Source organism: Pseudomonas sp. MWU12-2029 (genome assembly GCF_023242425.1).
Lineage (GTDB): Bacteria > Pseudomonadota > Gammaproteobacteria > Pseudomonadales > Pseudomonadaceae > Aquipseudomonas > Aquipseudomonas kribbensis.
Window position 1 is genome coordinate 400,204 of sequence record NZ_JALJDY010000001.1, and the last position, 15,529, is coordinate 415,732.

The 15,529-nt window shown below is 62.6% G+C and carries 13 protein-coding genes; 4 read left to right on the top strand and 9 right to left on the bottom strand.

The genetic code is table 11. The features are described 5' to 3' along the window. From emhB to M5B44_RS01965, 4 genes are all read left to right on the top strand, one after another. Entirely contained in the window at window positions 1-3,150 is a 3,150-nt protein-coding gene (emhB, locus tag M5B44_RS01950) for an efflux RND transporter permease subunit EmhB (RefSeq protein WP_248738080.1), read from the top strand. Next, entirely contained in the window at window positions 3,147-4,607 is a 1,461-nt protein-coding gene (gene emhC / locus M5B44_RS01955) for an efflux RND transporter outer membrane subunit EmhC (RefSeq protein ID WP_085712977.1), read from the top strand. The genes emhB and emhC overlap by 4 nt, the downstream gene beginning before the upstream one ends. Window positions 4,608-4,898: 291 nt before the next feature. Beyond that, window positions 4,899-6,158, top strand: a complete 1,260-nt coding sequence (locus M5B44_RS01960; RefSeq protein ID WP_248738081.1) for an OprD family porin — start codon at window positions 4,899-4,901, stop codon at window positions 6,156-6,158. 177 nt (window positions 6,159-6,335) lie between these two features. Then, on the top strand, window positions 6,336-7,142 hold the full coding sequence (locus M5B44_RS01965) for a methyltransferase domain-containing protein (RefSeq protein WP_248738082.1): 807 nt from the start codon (window positions 6,336-6,338) through the stop codon (window positions 7,140-7,142). 51 nt (window positions 7,143-7,193) lie between these two features. Here M5B44_RS01965 and pcaC read toward each other — a convergent pair whose 3' ends face one another. From pcaC to M5B44_RS02010, 9 genes are all read right to left on the bottom strand, one after another. Then, window positions 7,194-7,586: a 4-carboxymuconolactone decarboxylase gene (gene pcaC, locus M5B44_RS01970; RefSeq protein WP_011332825.1), complete on the bottom strand. Its 393-nt coding sequence runs from the start codon at window positions 7,584-7,586 to the stop codon at window positions 7,194-7,196. Between the two features lie 10 nt (window positions 7,587-7,596). Next, window positions 7,597-8,388 (bottom strand): 3-oxoadipate enol-lactonase, encoded by a 792-nt coding sequence (gene pcaD, locus M5B44_RS01975; RefSeq protein ID WP_248738083.1) that lies wholly within the window; start codon window positions 8,386-8,388, stop codon window positions 7,597-7,599. A 12-nt stretch (window positions 8,389-8,400) separates the two neighbouring features. Beyond that, entirely contained in the window at window positions 8,401-9,765 is a 1,365-nt protein-coding gene (locus M5B44_RS01980; protein ID WP_248738084.1) for a 3-carboxy-cis,cis-muconate cycloisomerase, read from the bottom strand. Window positions 9,766-9,811: 46 nt separating this feature from the next. Continuing rightward, on the bottom strand, window positions 9,812-11,107 hold the full coding sequence (locus M5B44_RS01985) for an MFS family transporter (RefSeq protein ID WP_085712972.1): 1,296 nt from the start codon (window positions 11,105-11,107) through the stop codon (window positions 9,812-9,814). Window positions 11,108-11,295: 188 nt separating this feature from the next. Beyond that, the gene (gene pcaG / locus M5B44_RS01990) at window positions 11,296-11,862 is read right to left on the bottom strand and encodes a protocatechuate 3,4-dioxygenase subunit alpha (RefSeq protein WP_248738085.1); all 567 of its coding nucleotides are present in this window, start codon (window positions 11,860-11,862) and stop codon (window positions 11,296-11,298) included. A 1-nt stretch (window position 11,863) separates the two neighbouring features. Next, window positions 11,864-12,568: a protocatechuate 3,4-dioxygenase subunit beta gene (gene pcaH / locus M5B44_RS01995; RefSeq protein WP_248738086.1), complete on the bottom strand. Its 705-nt coding sequence runs from the start codon at window positions 12,566-12,568 to the stop codon at window positions 11,864-11,866. A gap of 36 nt (window positions 12,569-12,604) precedes the next feature. Then, window positions 12,605-13,810: a 3-oxoadipyl-CoA thiolase gene (gene pcaF / locus M5B44_RS02000; RefSeq protein WP_248738087.1), complete on the bottom strand. Its 1,206-nt coding sequence runs from the start codon at window positions 13,808-13,810 to the stop codon at window positions 12,605-12,607. After that, window positions 13,807-14,586, bottom strand: coding sequence for a CoA-transferase subunit beta (locus M5B44_RS02005; RefSeq protein ID WP_248738088.1), 780 nt, complete (start codon window positions 14,584-14,586; stop codon window positions 13,807-13,809). Before M5B44_RS02005 ends, pcaF begins: the two co-directional genes overlap by 4 nt. After that, window positions 14,586-15,443 (bottom strand): CoA transferase subunit A, encoded by an 858-nt coding sequence (locus M5B44_RS02010; RefSeq protein WP_003222404.1) that lies wholly within the window; start codon window positions 15,441-15,443, stop codon window positions 14,586-14,588. Before M5B44_RS02010 ends, M5B44_RS02005 begins: the two co-directional genes overlap by 1 nt. Between the last annotated feature and the right edge of the window lie 86 nt (window positions 15,444-15,529).

The following is a 15,529-nucleotide window of genomic DNA, read 5'->3' on the forward strand; positions in this document are numbered from 1 at the left end:
ATGTCGAAATTTTTTATCGACCGTCCGATTTTCGCCTGGGTAATTGCCCTGGTGATCATGCTGGTCGGGGCTCTATCGATCCTCAAGTTGCCGATCAACCAGTACCCGAGCATTGCGCCTCCGGCCATTGCGATTTCCGTGACCTACCCGGGTGCTTCGGCACAGACGGTCCAGGACACCGTGGTGCAGGTGATCGAGCAACAGCTCAACGGTATCGACAACCTGCGTTATGTGTCTTCGGAAAGTAACTCCGACGGCAGCATGACCATCACCGCGACCTTCGAGCAAGGCACCAACTCCGACACCGCGCAGGTCCAGGTGCAGAACAAGCTGAACCTGGCCACCCCGCTGTTGCCGCAGGAAGTGCAGCAACAGGGTATCCGCGTGACCAAGGCAGTGAAGAACTTCCTGCTGGTGATCGGCGTGGTATCGCGTGACGGCAGCATGTCCAAGGACGACCTGTCCAACTACATCGTGTCGAACATGCAGGACCCGATCTCGCGGACCGCCGGTGTCGGTGACTTCCAGGTCTTCGGTGCCCAGTACGCGATGCGCATCTGGCTCGACCCGGCCAAGCTGAACAAGTACAACCTGACCCCGGCCGATGTCAGCGCCGCGATCTCGGCGCAGAACGTGCAGATTTCCTCCGGTCAGCTCGGCGGTCTGCCGGCGCTGCCAGGCCAGCAACTGAACGCCACGATCATCGGCAAGACCCGTCTGCAGACCGCCGAGCAGTTCAAGGCGATTCTGCTGAAGGTCAACCAGGATGGCTCGCAAGTACGTGTCGGCGATGTCGCCGACGTCGGTCTGGGCGGTGAAAACTCCAGCATCGCGGCGCAGTTCAACGGCAAGCCGGCTTCCGGTCTGGCGGTGAAACTGGCCAACGGCGCCAACGCCCTCGACACCGCAAAAGCCCTGCGCAAGACGATTGACGACCTCAAGCCGTTCTTCCCGCAAGGCATGGAAGTAGTGTTCCCGTACGACACCACGCCGGTGGTGACCGAGTCGATCAAGGGTGTGGTTGAAACCCTGGTCGAAGCGATCGCGCTGGTGTTCCTGGTGATGTTCCTGTTCCTGCAGAACTTCCGCGCCACCGTCATCACCACGATGACCGTGCCGGTGGTACTGCTCGGTACGTTCGGCATCCTCGCGGCCGCCGGTTTCAGCATCAACACCCTGACCATGTTCGGTATGGTATTGGCCATCGGCTTGCTGGTGGACGATGCCATCGTCGTGGTGGAAAACGTCGAGCGGGTGATGGCCGAAGAAGGCCTGTCACCGAAGGAAGCGACCAAGAAGTCCATGGGCCAGATCCAGGGCGCCCTGGTCGGTATCGCCCTCGTACTGTCGGCGGTACTGCTGCCGATGGCGTTCTTCAGCGGCTCCACTGGTGTGATCTACCGTCAGTTCTCGATCACCATCGTCTCGGCCATGGCCCTGTCGGTAATGGTTGCGCTGATCTTCACCCCGGCGCTTTGCGCCACCATGCTCAAGGCGATTCCGAAAGGCGAGCACGGCACGCCGAAAAAAGGTTTCTTCGGCTGGTTCAACCGCAACTTCGACCGCAGCGTGCGCAGCTACGAGCGCGGTGTCGGCAACATTCTGCAGCGCAAGGCGCCGTACCTGTTGGCCTACATCCTGATCGTGGTCGGCATGATCTGGCTGTTCACCCGCATTCCGACGGCGTTCCTGCCGGAAGAAGACCAGGGCGTACTGTTCGCCCAGGTGCAGACTCCGGCCGGCTCCAGTGCCGAGCGTACCCAGGTGGTGATCGATGAAATGCGTACCTACCTGCTGGATAAAGAATCCAGCTCGGTAGCCTCGGTGTTCACCGTGAACGGCTTCAACTTCGCCGGTCGCGGCCAGAGTTCCGGTCTGGCGTTCATCATGCTCAAGCCTTGGCACGAGCGTGACGCGAGCAACAGCGTGTTCGCCCTGGCCCAGCGTGCCCAGCAGCACTTCTTCAGCTTCCGCGATGCGATGGTGTTTGCTTTCGCCCCGCCAGCCGTACTGGAGTTGGGTAACGCCACCGGTTTCGACGTGTTCCTGCAGGACCGCGCCGGTATCGGTCACGACAAGCTGATGGAAGCCCGTAACCAGTTCCTCGGCATGGCCGCGCAGAGCAAGGTGCTCTACCAGGTGCGTCCGAACGGTCTGAACGACGAGCCGCAATACCACCTGGAAATCGACGACGAGAAGGCCCGTGCCCTGGGCTTGAGCCTGTCCGACATCAACAGCACCCTGTCGATCTCCTTCGGTAGTAGCTACGTCAACGACTTCATCGACCGTGGTCGTGTGAAGAAGGTTTACGTGCAAGGCCAGGCCGGCGCTCGCATGAGCCCTGAAGACCTGAAGAAGTGGTACGTGCGCAACAGCGCCGGCACCATGGTTCCGTTCTCCGCGTTCGCCAAGGGCGAGTGGATCTACGGTTCGCCGAAACTGGCACGTTACAACGGTGTAGAAGCGATGGAGATCCTCGGTTCTCCGGCGCCGGGTTACTCCACCGGTGAAGCGATGGCCGAAGTCGAAGCGATTGCTGCCAAGCTGCCGCCGGGTGTCGGTATTTCCTGGACCGGTCTGTCCTACGAGGAACGTCTGTCCGGCTCGCAAGCGCCAGCGCTGTACGCCCTGTCGCTGCTGATGGTGTTCCTGTGTCTGGCGGCGCTGTATGAAAGCTGGTCGATTCCGATCGCGGTCATGCTCGTGGTGCCGCTGGGGATCATCGGTGCGCTGATGGCTACCAGCCTGCGCGGTCTGTCGAACGACGTGTACTTCCAGGTGGGTCTGTTGACGACCATCGGTCTGGCGGCTAAAAACGCCATTCTGATCGTCGAATTCGCCAAGGAGCTGCACGAGCAAGGGCGCAGTCTGCGCGATGCGGCGATCGAAGCCTGCCGCATGCGTCTGCGACCGATCATCATGACCTCGCTGGCGTTTGTCCTCGGTGTAGTACCGTTGGCCATCTCCACCGGCGCCGGCTCGGGCAGTCAACACGCGATCGGTACGGGCGTGATTGGCGGTATGCTCACGGCCACGATCCTGGCGATCTTCTGGGTCCCACTGTTCTTCGTCACTGTGTCGTCCATGGGTCAGCGCAAAATCGCTGGCGAGGATGACACCAAAGAAACTCCTAAAGAGGCTGGCCAATGAGCAAGTCGCTACTCTCCATCGCAGTCGCCGCCTTCGTGCTGAGCGGTTGCTCGCTGATACCGGATTATCAGCAGCCTGAAGCACCGGTGGCCGCGCAATTCCCGCAGGGGCCTGCGTACTCGCCGGCCCAGGCACCGGCGCAGGCCGCTGCCGAACAGGGCTGGAAGCAGTTTTTCCATGACCCTGCCCTGCAACAGCTGATCCAGGTTGCCCTGGAAAACAACCGCGACCTGCGTGTCGCGGCGCTGAACATCGACGCCTACGCGGCTCAATACCGCATCCAGCGTGCCGACCTGTTCCCGGCGGTTTCGGCCAATGCCAGCGGCAGCCGTCAGCGGGTTCCGGCCCGTGCGTCGCAGACCGGTGAAGCGAACATCACCAGTTCGTACACCGCCACCGTCGGCATCAGCGCCTACGAGCTCGACCTGTTTGGTCGGGTTCGCAGCCTGAGCGAGCAAGCGCTGCAACAATACTTCGCCACCGAAGAAGCGCGCCGCAGCACCCAGATCAGCCTGGTGGCCAGCGTGGCCAACGCCTACCTGACCTGGCAGGCCGACAAGGAACTGCTGAAGCTGACTCAAGACACCCTCGGTGCCTTCGAGGAAAGCTACAAGCTGACCAGCCGCAGCAACGAAGTCGGTGTGGCCTCGGCGCTGGATCTGGCGCAGTCGCGTACCTCGGTCGAGAACGCCCGTGCACAACTGGCGCGCTACACCCGCCAGGTGGCCCAGGACGAAAACAGCCTGACCCTGCTGCTCGGCACCGGCGTGCCGGCCAACCTGCAAGCGGCCAAACCGCTGTCGGATGACCTGCTCAGCGATGTGCCGGCCGGTCTGCCGTCGGATCTGTTGCAACGCCGTCCGGACATCCTTCAGGCCGAGTACAACCTGAAGGCCGCCAACGCCAACATCGGCGCTGCCCGCGCAGCGTTCTTCCCGAGCATCAGCCTGACCGCCAATGCGGGCAGCCTGAGCCCGGACCTGTCCGGCCTGTTCAAGGGCGGTTCGGGCACGTGGCTGTTCCAGCCGCAGATCAACCTGCCGATCTTCAACGCCGGCAGCCTGCGCGCCAGTCTCGACTACGCCAAGATCCAGAAGGACATCGGCGTGGCGAACTACGAGAAGTCCATTCAAACGGCCTTCCAGGAAGTCGCCGATGGCCTGGCCGCGCGCCAGACCTACACCGAGCAGCTGCAGGCCCAGCGTGATTTCGTCGCCGCGAACCAGGACTACTACCGTCTGGCCGAGCGTCGCTACCGCATCGGCGTCGACAGCAACCTGACCTTCCTCGATGCCCAGCGTCAGCTGTTCAGCGCCCAACAGGCCCTGATCACCGACCGCCTCGCGCAGCTGACCAGTGCGGTCAACCTGTACAAGGCACTGGGTGGCGGCTGGAATGCGCAAACCGCGCAGAACGAGCCGTTGAAAGAAGAAGCGCCGAAGATGAAGTTGTTCTGATCGTCTCGCGATAAACAAAAAGCCCACCATCCGGTGGGCTTTTTGTTGCCCGCTCATCTTGCGTTCGATAATCGCCCGGAACCCGCTTTCAGCGATTGAACCGCGCCACTCACGCCCCGCACCATTCGAGCCACAAAACCAATAACAACAGGTTCGACACCATGTATCCGCGCCCTGCCCCGTCCGGCTGACACCAGCCGAAATCTCCCGATGTTGCAACCTCGTGTCAGCCCCTGAAACGGCTGCAACGGATCCCGTTCGTCTTCAAAAAAATAAAAAAGAGACCCTGCGATGACCCATCCCACTGCGCCCTACGCACTCCCCGGCCTGTTTGCCCTGGCTCTGGTCGGCACCGCCCTGCCCGCGGCCGCCGAAGAGACGGGCTTTATCGACGGTGCCAAGGCCGACCTCAACCTGCGCAACTTCTACATCAACCGCAACTTCACCAACCCGACCAAAACCCAGGGCATGGCGCAGGAATGGACGCAGAGTTTCATCCTCGACGCCAGATCCGGTTTCACCCAGGGCACCGTCGGTTTCGGCATGGACGTATTGGGGTTGTACTCGGTGAAGCTCGATGGCGGCAAAGGCACGGGGGGCACGCAACTGTTACCGTTGGATCATGACGGTCGCCCGGCGGACAATTTCGGCCGCACCAACGTGGCCTTCAAGGCCAAACTGTCGCAGACCGAAATCAAGGTCGGCGAGTGGATGCCGGTGCTGCCGATCCTGCGCTCGGACGACGGTCGCTCGCTGCCGCAGACCTTTCGCGGCGGGCAGATCACCTCGAAGGAAATCGACGGCCTGACCCTCTACGGCGGCCAGTTCCGCGCCAACAGCCCGCGCGACGACAGCAGCATGAGCGACATGTCGATGTTCGGCAAACCGGCGTTCACCTCGGATCGCTTCAACTTCCAGGGCGGTGAATACGCGTTCAACGGCAAGCGCACGCAGATCGGCCTGTGGAACGCCGAACTCAAGGACATCTACAGCCAGCAATACGTCAACCTGATCCACAGCCAGCCGCTCGGCGACTGGACCCTGGGCGCCAACCTCGGTTTCTTCTACGGCAAGGACGACGGCAGCGCCCGGGCCGGCAAGCTCGACAACAAGACCTGGTCGGGGCTGTTCTCCGCGCGCTACGGCGGCAACACCTTTTACGTCGGCCTGCAAAAACTCACCGGCGACAGCAACTGGATGCGGGTCAATGGCACCAGCGGCGGGACCCTGGCCAACGACAGCTACAACTCAAGCTATGACAACGCTCAGGAACGCTCCTGGCAAATCCGCCACGACTACAATTTCGCTGCCCTCGGCGTCCCCGGCCTGACCCTGATGAACCGCTACCTCAGCGGCGACAACGTGCACACCGGCACCATCACCGACGGCAAGGAATGGGGCCGCGAATCGGAACTGGGCTACACCGTGCAGAGCGGCACGCTGAAGAACCTGAACGTCAGATGGCGCAACTCGACCATGCGCCGTGACTACAGCAATAACGAGTTCGACGAAAACCGGGTGATCGTCAGCTACCCGATCAATCTGCTATAGGTCGCTGTGCCATCCGTCAGGATTCATGGATCGTCACGAATCGTTGAGTAGAGTGGATGCACCTGAAGGACTCAGGCGCTCCACCCTTCCCGCTTCCGTTATCTGTTGATGTTGGTCCCCCGGGACTTGAGCCAGGCTGTCACCGGAAGACACTGCCGATCATCGGAGGACCACCTCATGATCACTCGAGTCAAACCGGCTCCCGATTGGGATGCCAGGGCGTATCAGCAGTTTTCCCGTCTCAGACAACAACCGGTCGATGAATTGCTCGGCCGCGTCGATCTGCACAATCCTCAACGCATTTATGACCTCGGTTGCGGCACCGGGATCGCCACGAAGGTTCTGGCCGATCGCTGGCCCCGGGCAGATCTCAAGGGCATCGACAGTTCGCAAGACATGCTGCAGGTCGCCCGCTGTCTGCCGATCAAGGCGCGCTGGCAACACGCCGAGCTGCAACACTGGAAACCCCGCAAACCAGCTGACCTGCTGTTCGCCGCTGCCGTGCTGCATTTCATCGATGACCATCAAACGCTGTTGCCGGGATTGCTCCGCCACCTCAACCCCGGCGGCTGCCTGGCCGCGCATATGCCGGACTGGCGCGATGCGCTGTGGTATCGCCTGATGCTCGATACCCTCGAGGATGCCGGCCCCGGTGGCCAACCGCTGGGCAGCCCGCAACTGCGCCAGCGCATGGCGGCGCGGCCGTTGTTGTCACTGGAGGATTACTATCGTTTGCTCGCGCCGCTGACCCGGTCGCTGGATATCTGGGAAACCGAGCAATTGCAGGTGGTCGATGGCAACTCACCGGTTTATGACTGGGTGAAGGTGTCGGCGCTGCGGCCGGTGATGCAGGGGCTGACGCCGGAGGAACAGGCGCGCTTCATCTATCACTACCTTATGCGGGTGCATGCGCATTATCCGCAGGAGGACGACGGGCATACGTTGTTTCCGTTCAAGCGGATTTTCATTGTGGCCAAGGTGTGAAACTCACAGGATCGCAGCCTTCCACAGGCTGCGATCCCTCGAATTCAACGATTACTCGCGTGATTCGGTACCCAGTTCGTCCCACACCGATTCGGCCAGATGGAAGGTCGCATTCGCCGCCGGAATCCCGCAGTAGATCGCGCTCTGCATGATCACTTCCTTGATCTCGCCACGGCTCACGCCATTGTTGGCCGCTGCGCGCAGGTGCAACTTGAGTTCACCCTCGCGGTTCATGCCGATCAGCATGGCGATGGTGATCAGGCTGCGCGTGTGGCGCGGCAGGCCCGGACGGGTCCAGATGTCGCCCCAGGCGTGCCGGGTGATCATCTCCTGGAACTCCGAGTTGAACTCGGTCAGCGTGGTCAGGCTGCGATCGACGTGGGCATCGCCGAGTACCGCACGGCGCACTTGCATGCCGTCGTCATAACGTTGTTTCTCGTCCACAAAAGTCCCCTCAAGCGGCCAGCAGGAATGTCAGCACGCGGTCGCTGAACGCGTTGCCGGCCTGAACGTTGGAAAGGTGCGCCGCATGGAACTCGGCGTACTCGGCGCCGCGCACATGCTCCTGAATGAAGTGCCCGCCGGACGGTGGCGTCACCGCATCTTCGGTACCGGCGATCACCAGCAACGGAGCCGTGATCGACGCCAGTTGATCGCGGAAATCCGCATCGCGCACCGCCGCGCAGTTGGCGGCGTAACCTTCAGGATTAGTGGCCGCGAGCATGTCGGTGATCTGCTTGGCCGCTGCCGGATTGGCCGCCGAAAAATCGGGCGTAAACCAGCGGGCAATCGACGCATCGCGCAACGCGACCATCGCCGCCGGGCCGTCGCGCAGCACGGTTTCGATGCGCGGATTCCATATCGACGGATCGCCGATTTTCGCCGCCGTGTTGCAGACGATCAGTTTGTTCAGACGCTGGCCGGCATTGATCCCCAGCCACTGCCCGATCAGGCCGCCCATGGACAGACCGCAGAAATGCGCACGTTCGATGTGCAGCGCATCCAGCAGCGCCAGCACGTCGCGGCCCAGTTGCTCGATGCTGTAGGGGCCCGATGTCACCAGCGACTGGCCGTGACCGCGAGTATCGAAACGCAGCACCCGAAAGTGCTCGGTGAACGCCGGCATCTGGACGTCCCACATATGCAGGTCGGTGCCCAGCGAATTGGACAGCACCAGCACCGGCGCATCGACCGGGCCTTCCAATGAGTAATGCAGTTCGCCATCGGCGAGTTGAACGAAAGCCACAGCCCTCTCCTTTCAATCAGACAATGCGTTGTGTTCGGCCAGCGCCCGCTCGACCCAGACCTGCGCCTGACCGAGGTAACGGGCGGGATCGAGCAGGTGATCCAGTTCGGTTGCGCTGAGCTCGGCGGTCACTTGCGGCTCGTCGCCGAGCACCGCACGCAGATGGCGTTGTTCGGCCACTGCCCGTTTGCAGCATTGTTCGAGCAGATGATGCGCGGTGTCGCGTCCGACCCGTTGCGCGAGCACGATGCTCACCGCTTCGGCCAGCACCAGACCTTGGGTCAGTTCCAGGTTGCGGCCCATGCGCGCGGCATCGACTTCCAGACCATCAGCCAGCAATCGCGCCTGTTGCAGCGCGCCCGACACCAGGCAGCAGATTTCCGGCAAGGTTTCCCACTCGGCGTGCCACAGACCGAGGCTGCGTTCGTGTTCCTGAGGCATGGCGCTGAACAGCGTCGAGACCAGACCCGGCACACGGGTCGCCGCACCAATCAGCACGGCCGCGCCCACCGGATTGCGCTTGTGCGGCATGGTCGAGGAACCGCCCTTGCCCGGCGCCGAAGGCTCGAACACTTCCGCCGCTTCGGTCTGCATCAACAGGCTGATGTCGCGGCCGAGTTTGCCGAGGCTGCCGGCGATCAGACCGAGCACCGCGCCGAACTCGACAATGCGATCGCGCTGGGTGTGCCAGGGTTGTTCCGGCAGGGTCAGATTCAGTTCTTCGGCCAGCGCACGGGCAATCGGCAACGCCTGTTCACCCAGCGCCGCGAGGGTGCCGGACGCACCGCCGAATTGCAGCACCAGCAGCCGTGGTTTGAGTTCGCGCAGACGCTGACGGCTGCGGGTCACGGCGCCGAGCCAGCCGGCGATCTTCATGCCGAGGGTCACCGGCGTTGCGTGTTGCAGCCAGGTGCGCCCGGCCAGCGGCGTCGCGGCGTGGCGCTGAGCCTGAGTGGCGAGGGAGCCGGCCAGTTGCGCCAGCTCCCCTTCAATCAATTCCAGCGCCTGACGCAATTGCAGCACCAGCCCGGAATCCATCACGTCCTGGCTGGTGGCGCCCAGATGCACATAACGTTCGGCTTCAGCATCGGATGCCGCGATCCGTTTGCCCAACGCCTTGACCAGCGGGATCGCCGAGTTGCCCGCCGTGGCGATGGCTTCGCCCAACGCTGCGAAATCAAACGACTCGGCGCGGCAGGCGTTTTCGATGGCTGCCACAGCACTGGCCGGAATCACCCCGACCCGTGCTTCGGCCCGGGCCAGCGCCGCTTCGAAGTCGAGCATCGCCTGCACCCGGCCCTGATCGCAGAACACCTCGCGCATTTCGCGGGCAGTGAAGTAGGCATCGAACAATTGATTGCCCGGTCGCTGAGTCATAAACAGTCCTTGCCGGCGCGGGCCATCGCGGCCCGCGCACTTCGGTTTAGAGATCGTGGTGCAAATACGCGGCCTGTTTCGGCAGGCGCAGGCTGAACAGGAACGCCACCGCCATCATCACCGTGACGTACCAGTAGAAGGCGTTTTCCATGCCTCCGGCCTTGAGGCTCAGAGCCACATATTCCGCCGAACCGCCGAAGATCGCGTTGGCCACCGCATAGGCCAGGCCGACGCCAAGGGCGCGCACTTCCGGCGGGAACATTTCGGCTTTCACCAGGCCGCTGATCGAGGTGTAGAAACTGACGATCGCCAGCGCCACGGTGATCAGCACAAAAGCCAGGAACGGGCTGCTGACGCTTTTCAGGCTCAGCAGGATCGGCACGGTGAACAGCGTACCGAGAGCGCCGAACCAGAGCATCGAATTACGCCGGCCGATCTTGTCGGCGAGCATGCCGAACAGCGGCTGCATGCACATATATAAGAAGAGCGCGCCGGTCATGATGAAACTGGCGGTCTTGGCGTGCATGCCGGCGGTGTTCACCAGGTACTTCTGCATGTACGTGGTGAAGGTGTAGAAAATCAGCGAGCCACCGGCGGTGTAACCCAGCACGGTGATAAACGCGGCTTTATGATCGCGGAACAGCGCAGCGATGCTGCCGGCGTCCTTGTGCTCACGGGTTTCCTTGTTGGTGGTTTCTTTCAGGGTGCGACGCAGGAACAACGAAATCAGCGCCGCCACCGCCCCGACCACGAATGGAATCCGCCAGCCGTAGGCCCGCAGTTCGTCTTCAGAAAGAAACTGTTGCAGGATCACCACCACCAGCACCGCCAGCAGTTGCCCGCCGATCAGCGTCACGTACTGGAACGAGGCAAAGAATCCGCGCTGGCCCTTGAGCGCGACTTCGCTCATGTACGTCGCCGTGGCGCCGTATTCGCCGCCCACCGACAAGCCTTGCAGCAGACGCGCGAACAGCAACAGCACCGGCGCCCAGACGCCGATGCTGTTGTAGGTCGGCAGACAGGCGATGAGCAACGAGCCGAAGCACATCATCAGGATCGAGATCAGCATCGAATTCTTGCGCCCGTGCTTGTCCGCCACCCGGCCGAAGATCCAGCCGCCGATCGGTCGCATCAGGAACCCGGCCGCGAACACGCCAGCGGTGTTGACCAGCTGCACCGTGGGGTTGTCGGAGGGGAAGAACGCCGGGGCGAAATAGATCGCGCAGAAGGCGTAGACATAGAAGTCGAACCATTCGACGAGGTTGCCGGACGAGGCGCCGACAATCGCGAAGATGCGCTTGCTGCGCTCTTCGCCGGTGTAATGGGTGGTGGTGGTTGTCATTGTTTTTCACTCGATAGGGACAGTGAGAGTCTAGACACACTTCGCAACAGTCCCGTTCCACAGATACTCAAGCGCTGCAAATCCCTGTGGGAGCGGGCTTGCCCGCGATGCGGTGTATCATTCAGCACATAGGTCACTGATCTACCGCCATCGCGAGCAAGCTCGCTCCCACAGGGTTAAGTGGTGTTCTAGTAATCGAAGAACACGGTTTCCGCGTCAGTGCCCTGCAGGATCACATTCCACTGATAGACACCCTCTGCATCCGGCTTCGCCAGCAACGTGCTACGGCGCTCGGCCGGTACGCATTCGAGCAGCGGATCATTGACGTTCGCCGGATCGCCCTCGAAATAAATCCGCGTCAGCAAGTGCTTCACCAGACCGCGCGCAAACACCAGCACCACCAGGTGCGGCGCCTGCGTCGAGCCCTTCAGGCCTTCGACCGTGCCCGGTTTGATCGTGGTGAAACGGAAGCGCCCTTCGGCATCCACCGGCACCCGGCCGAAACCTTCGAAATTCGGGTCCAGCGGTTTGGCCTGCTCGTCTTCCGGGTGATCGTATTTGCCGGCGGCGTTGGCCTGCCAGACTTCAAGCATGGCGTCGTTGACGACATCGCCGTTGCCGTCCACCACTTGCCCGCTGATCGCCACGCGCTGGCCGAGGGTCAGTTCATTGGCGAGGTTTTCGCGGTTCAGCCAGGTCAGGCCGATGTGGTAATACGGCCCGACGGTGTGGGACGTGGTCGCAGTCAGGGTCATCTCATTTCTCCATCGGCGTGGCTTCGCGGCCGCGCAGCACGATGTCCCAGCGATAAGCGAGGGCGTAGGACGGAATGGTTTTTTCCAGATCGAAAGCGGCGATCAGGCGTTCCTTGGCCGAGGTGTCCGGCACGCAGTTGTAGATCGGGTCGTAGGGCAGCAGCGGGTCGCCCGGGAAATACATCTGCGTGACCAGACGCGTCAGGATGCTCGGCCCGAACAGCGAAAAATGCACGTGGGCCGGGCGCCAGGCGTTGTGGTGGTTGCCCCATGGATAGGCGCCGGGCTTGATGGTCTGGAACTGATACCAGCCGTCGGTGTCGGTCACGGTGCGGCCGGTGCCGGTGAAATTCGGGTCCAGCGGCGCGTCGTGCAGGTCGCGGGCGTGGTTGTAGCGGCCGGCGGCGTTGGCCTGCCAAATCTCCACCAGAATTCCCGGCACCGGCAGACCGTCTTCATCGAGCACACGCCCGTGAATGATGATCCGCTCGCCGAGCGGCTCACCCTGATGCTGGGCGGTCAGATCGTTATCGGTGTCGGCCACTCGTTCGGCGCCGATGGTCGGGCCGGTGATTTCCGACAGCGAGTGAGGCAGAAACACCAACGGCTTGGACGGTGAGCGCAGATTGGTGGATTGATAATTCGGGTGCAGGTACGGCGGCTGGGTGCCTTCCTGTGGGCGGCGGTAACCAGGCTTGTCAGTCATTTCGCTTTCCTCTGTTCTTGTTCGTCACGGCTTGCGTCAGACGCGTTCGATGGCCAATGCCAGACCCTGGCCGACACCGACGCACATGGTCGCCAGACCTTTCTTGCCACCGGTCTTTTCCAGTTGATGCAGGGCAGTCAGCACCAGACGTGCGCCGCTCATGCCCAACGGATGGCCGAGGGCAATCGCGCCGCCGTTCGGGTTGACCTGGGCCGCGTCATCCGCCAGCCCCAGTTCGCGCAGCACCGCCAGACCCTGGCTGGCAAACGCTTCGTTGAGTTCGATCACATCGAAATCGCTGACCGCCACGCCGAGGCGCTCGGTGAGTTTGCGCACCGCCGGCACCGGGCCGATGCCCATCACCCGTGGCGCCACCCCGGCGCTGGCCATACCCAGCACTTTGGCGCGGGCGGTCAGACCGTGTTTTTTCACCGCGTCGGCCGAGGCCAGAATCAGCGCCGCCGCACCGTCATTCACACCCGACGCGTTGCCGGCGGTGACAGTCTTGTCCGGGCCATTGACCGGTTTCAGTCTGGTCAGGGCTTCAAGGGTGGTGTCGGCCCGAGGATGTTCGTCCTGGCTGACCACGGTTTCGCCTTTCTTGTGGGCGATCCGCACTTCGACGATTTCTTCGGCGAAGTAGCCGGCAGCCTGGGCGGCGGCCGTCCGTTGCTGACTGCGCAGGGCGAAAGCGTCCTGATCCTCGCGGGAAATTTCGTAATCGTCGGCGACGTTGTCGGCGGTCTGTGGCATTGCGTCGACGCCGTACTGCGCCTTCATCAACGGGTTGATGAAACGCCAGCCGATGGTGGTGTCTTCCAGTTTCATGTTGCGCGAAAACGCCGCATCGGCCTTGCCCATCACGAACGGCGCGCGGGACATCGACTCGACGCCGCCGGCAATCGCCAGCTCCATTTCGCCGCTGGCAATGGCGCGGAACGCCGTGCCGATGGCATCCATGCCCGACGCGCAAAGGCGATTGAGGGTGACGCCAGGAACGCTCTCCGGCAGACCGGCCAGCAACAGCGCCATGCGCGCCACGTTGCGGTTGTCTTCGCCGGCCTGGTTGGCGCAGCCGAGGAACACTTCGTCGATCGCGCTCCAGTCCACCGAGGGGTTGCGCTCCATCAGGGCCTTGATCGGCACGGCGGCCAGGTCGTCGGCGCGAACCGCCGCCAGACCACCACCGAATCGGCCGATGGGGGTACGAATCGCATCGCAGATATAAACGTCGCGCATCATGCTTCTCCCGGTGCCTGGCCGTGGGCCGCTGCGGTACGGGCTTCGAGATCGCGCAAAGCGCTCAGCTCGACCTCGGTCGGTTCGGCGGTGGTGGCTACACTGTCGGCAAAACGGATGGCCCAGCCGGTGGCGGCGATCACTTGCTCGCGGGTCACGCCCGGGTGCAGTGCGGTGACCACGAACTCATTGGTGTCCTCTTCCGGTTCCATGATGCACAGGTCAGTGATGATGCCGACGGGACCTGCGCCCGGCAGGCCCAGACGTTTGCGCGAATCGCCGCCCTCGCCATGGCCGACCGAGGTGATGAAATCGAGCTTGTCGACAAACGAACGCGCCGACTGTTTAAGGATGATCAGCACGCTTTTGGCGGAGCCGGCGATCTCCGGCGCGCCACCGGCACCCGGCAGACGGACTTTCGGCTGGTGATAGTCGCCGACCACGGTGGTGTTGATGTTGCCGAAACGGTCGACCTGGGCTGCGCCGAGGAAACCGACGTCGATACGCCCGCCCTGCAGCCAGTAGCGAAAAATCTCACCGGTCGGGACGACGGTGTCGGCGGTTTCCGCCAGTTCGCCGTCACCGATGGACAGTGGCAATACGCTGGGTTTGGCGCCGATCGGGCCCGACTCGTAGATCAGCACGACGTCCGGCGAAGAGGTCAGCCGCGCCAGGTTGGCGGCTTTCGACGGCAGGCCGATGCCGACGAAGCACACCGAGCCGTTTTTCAGGCGACGAGCCGCAGCGACGGTCATCATTTCATTGGTGGTGTAAGTCATTACTTGGCCTCCGAAGCAGCGGCCAATTTGGCCTGAAACTCGCTGAAGTCAGCGCAGCCATGGATGTATTCGTTGATCCACGCGGTAAACGTCTCACGGTCGCGGGCGATCGGGTCCCACGCCTGATAGAAGCGGTTGTCACGCTCAGTGTAACCATGGGCGTAGGACGGATGCGCGCCACCGGGTACATGGCAGACCGCGCTCAGGGCCCAGGTCGGCAGCACGCAGGCGTTCATCGGGGCGTTGAGGTTGTCGACGATTTCTTCGACGGTGACGATGCAACGCTTGGCGGCCAGCGCGGCTTCTTTCTGCACACCGAGAATGCCCCACAGCAACACGTTGCCCTGACGGTCGGCTTTCTGGGCGTGGATCACGGTCACGTCCGGGCGCACCGACGGCACCGCCGCCAGCACTTCACCGGTGAACGGGCACGTCACGGATTTGATCAGCGGGTTGACCTTCGGCAGGTCGGAACCGGCGTAGGCCCGCAGCACCGCGAACGGCAGGCCGGAGGCGCCGGCGACGTAGGCATTGGCCAGGTCGGCGTGGCTGTGTTCTTCGATTTCCAGCGCATGCGGCCATTGCTTCTCGACCGCATCGCGCAGACGGTGCAGCGAACCCACGCCAGGGTTGCCGCCCCAGGAGAAGATCAGCTTGCGTGCACAGCCGGCGCCGATCAGTTGGTCGTAGATCAGGTCAGGCGTCATCCGCACCAGGGTCAGATCTTTCTTGCCCTGACGAATGATTTCATGACCCGCCGCCGTAGGGATCAGGTGAGTGAAGCCTTCGAGCGCGACGGTGTCGCCGTCATTGACGAATTGCTTCACCGCGTCGTGCAGCGAAAGGATCTCAGCCATGGAGCGGGCTCCCGTTTTTGTAGTGGATCGCCAGTGATAAAAAGGCGCGAGGTTGTGCGCCGGAGTCACTGAAGATTAAGCCGCTG

Bases quoted from the DNA above. Each gene is read 5' to 3' on its own strand.
- emhB (WP_248738080.1), top strand. From the start codon at position 1: ATGTCGAAATTTTTTATCGACCGTCCGATTTTCGCCTGGGTAATTGCC.
- emhC (WP_085712977.1), top strand. From the start codon at position 3,147: ATGAGCAAGTCGCTACTCTCCATCGCAGTCGCCGCCTTCGTGCTGAGC.
- M5B44_RS01960 (WP_248738081.1), top strand. From the start codon at position 4,899: ATGACCCATCCCACTGCGCCCTACGCACTCCCCGGCCTGTTTGCCCTG.
- M5B44_RS01965 (WP_248738082.1), top strand. From the start codon at position 6,336: ATGATCACTCGAGTCAAACCGGCTCCCGATTGGGATGCCAGGGCGTAT.
- M5B44_RS01980 (WP_248738084.1), bottom strand. From the start codon at position 9,765: ATGACTCAGCGACCGGGCAATCAATTGTTCGATGCCTACTTCACTGCC.
- M5B44_RS01985 (WP_085712972.1), bottom strand. From the start codon at position 11,107: ATGACAACCACCACCACCCATTACACCGGCGAAGAGCGCAGCAAGCGC.
- pcaG (WP_248738085.1), bottom strand. From the start codon at position 11,862: ATGACCCTGACTGCGACCACGTCCCACACCGTCGGGCCGTATTACCAC.
- pcaH (WP_248738086.1), bottom strand. From the start codon at position 12,568: ATGACTGACAAGCCTGGTTACCGCCGCCCACAGGAAGGCACCCAGCCG.
- pcaF (WP_248738087.1), bottom strand. From the start codon at position 13,810: ATGATGCGCGACGTTTATATCTGCGATGCGATTCGTACCCCCATCGGC.
- M5B44_RS02005 (WP_248738088.1), bottom strand. From the start codon at position 14,586: ATGACTTACACCACCAATGAAATGATGACCGTCGCTGCGGCTCGTCGC.
- M5B44_RS02010 (WP_003222404.1), bottom strand. From the start codon at position 15,443: ATGGCTGAGATCCTTTCGCTGCACGACGCGGTGAAGCAATTCGTCAAT.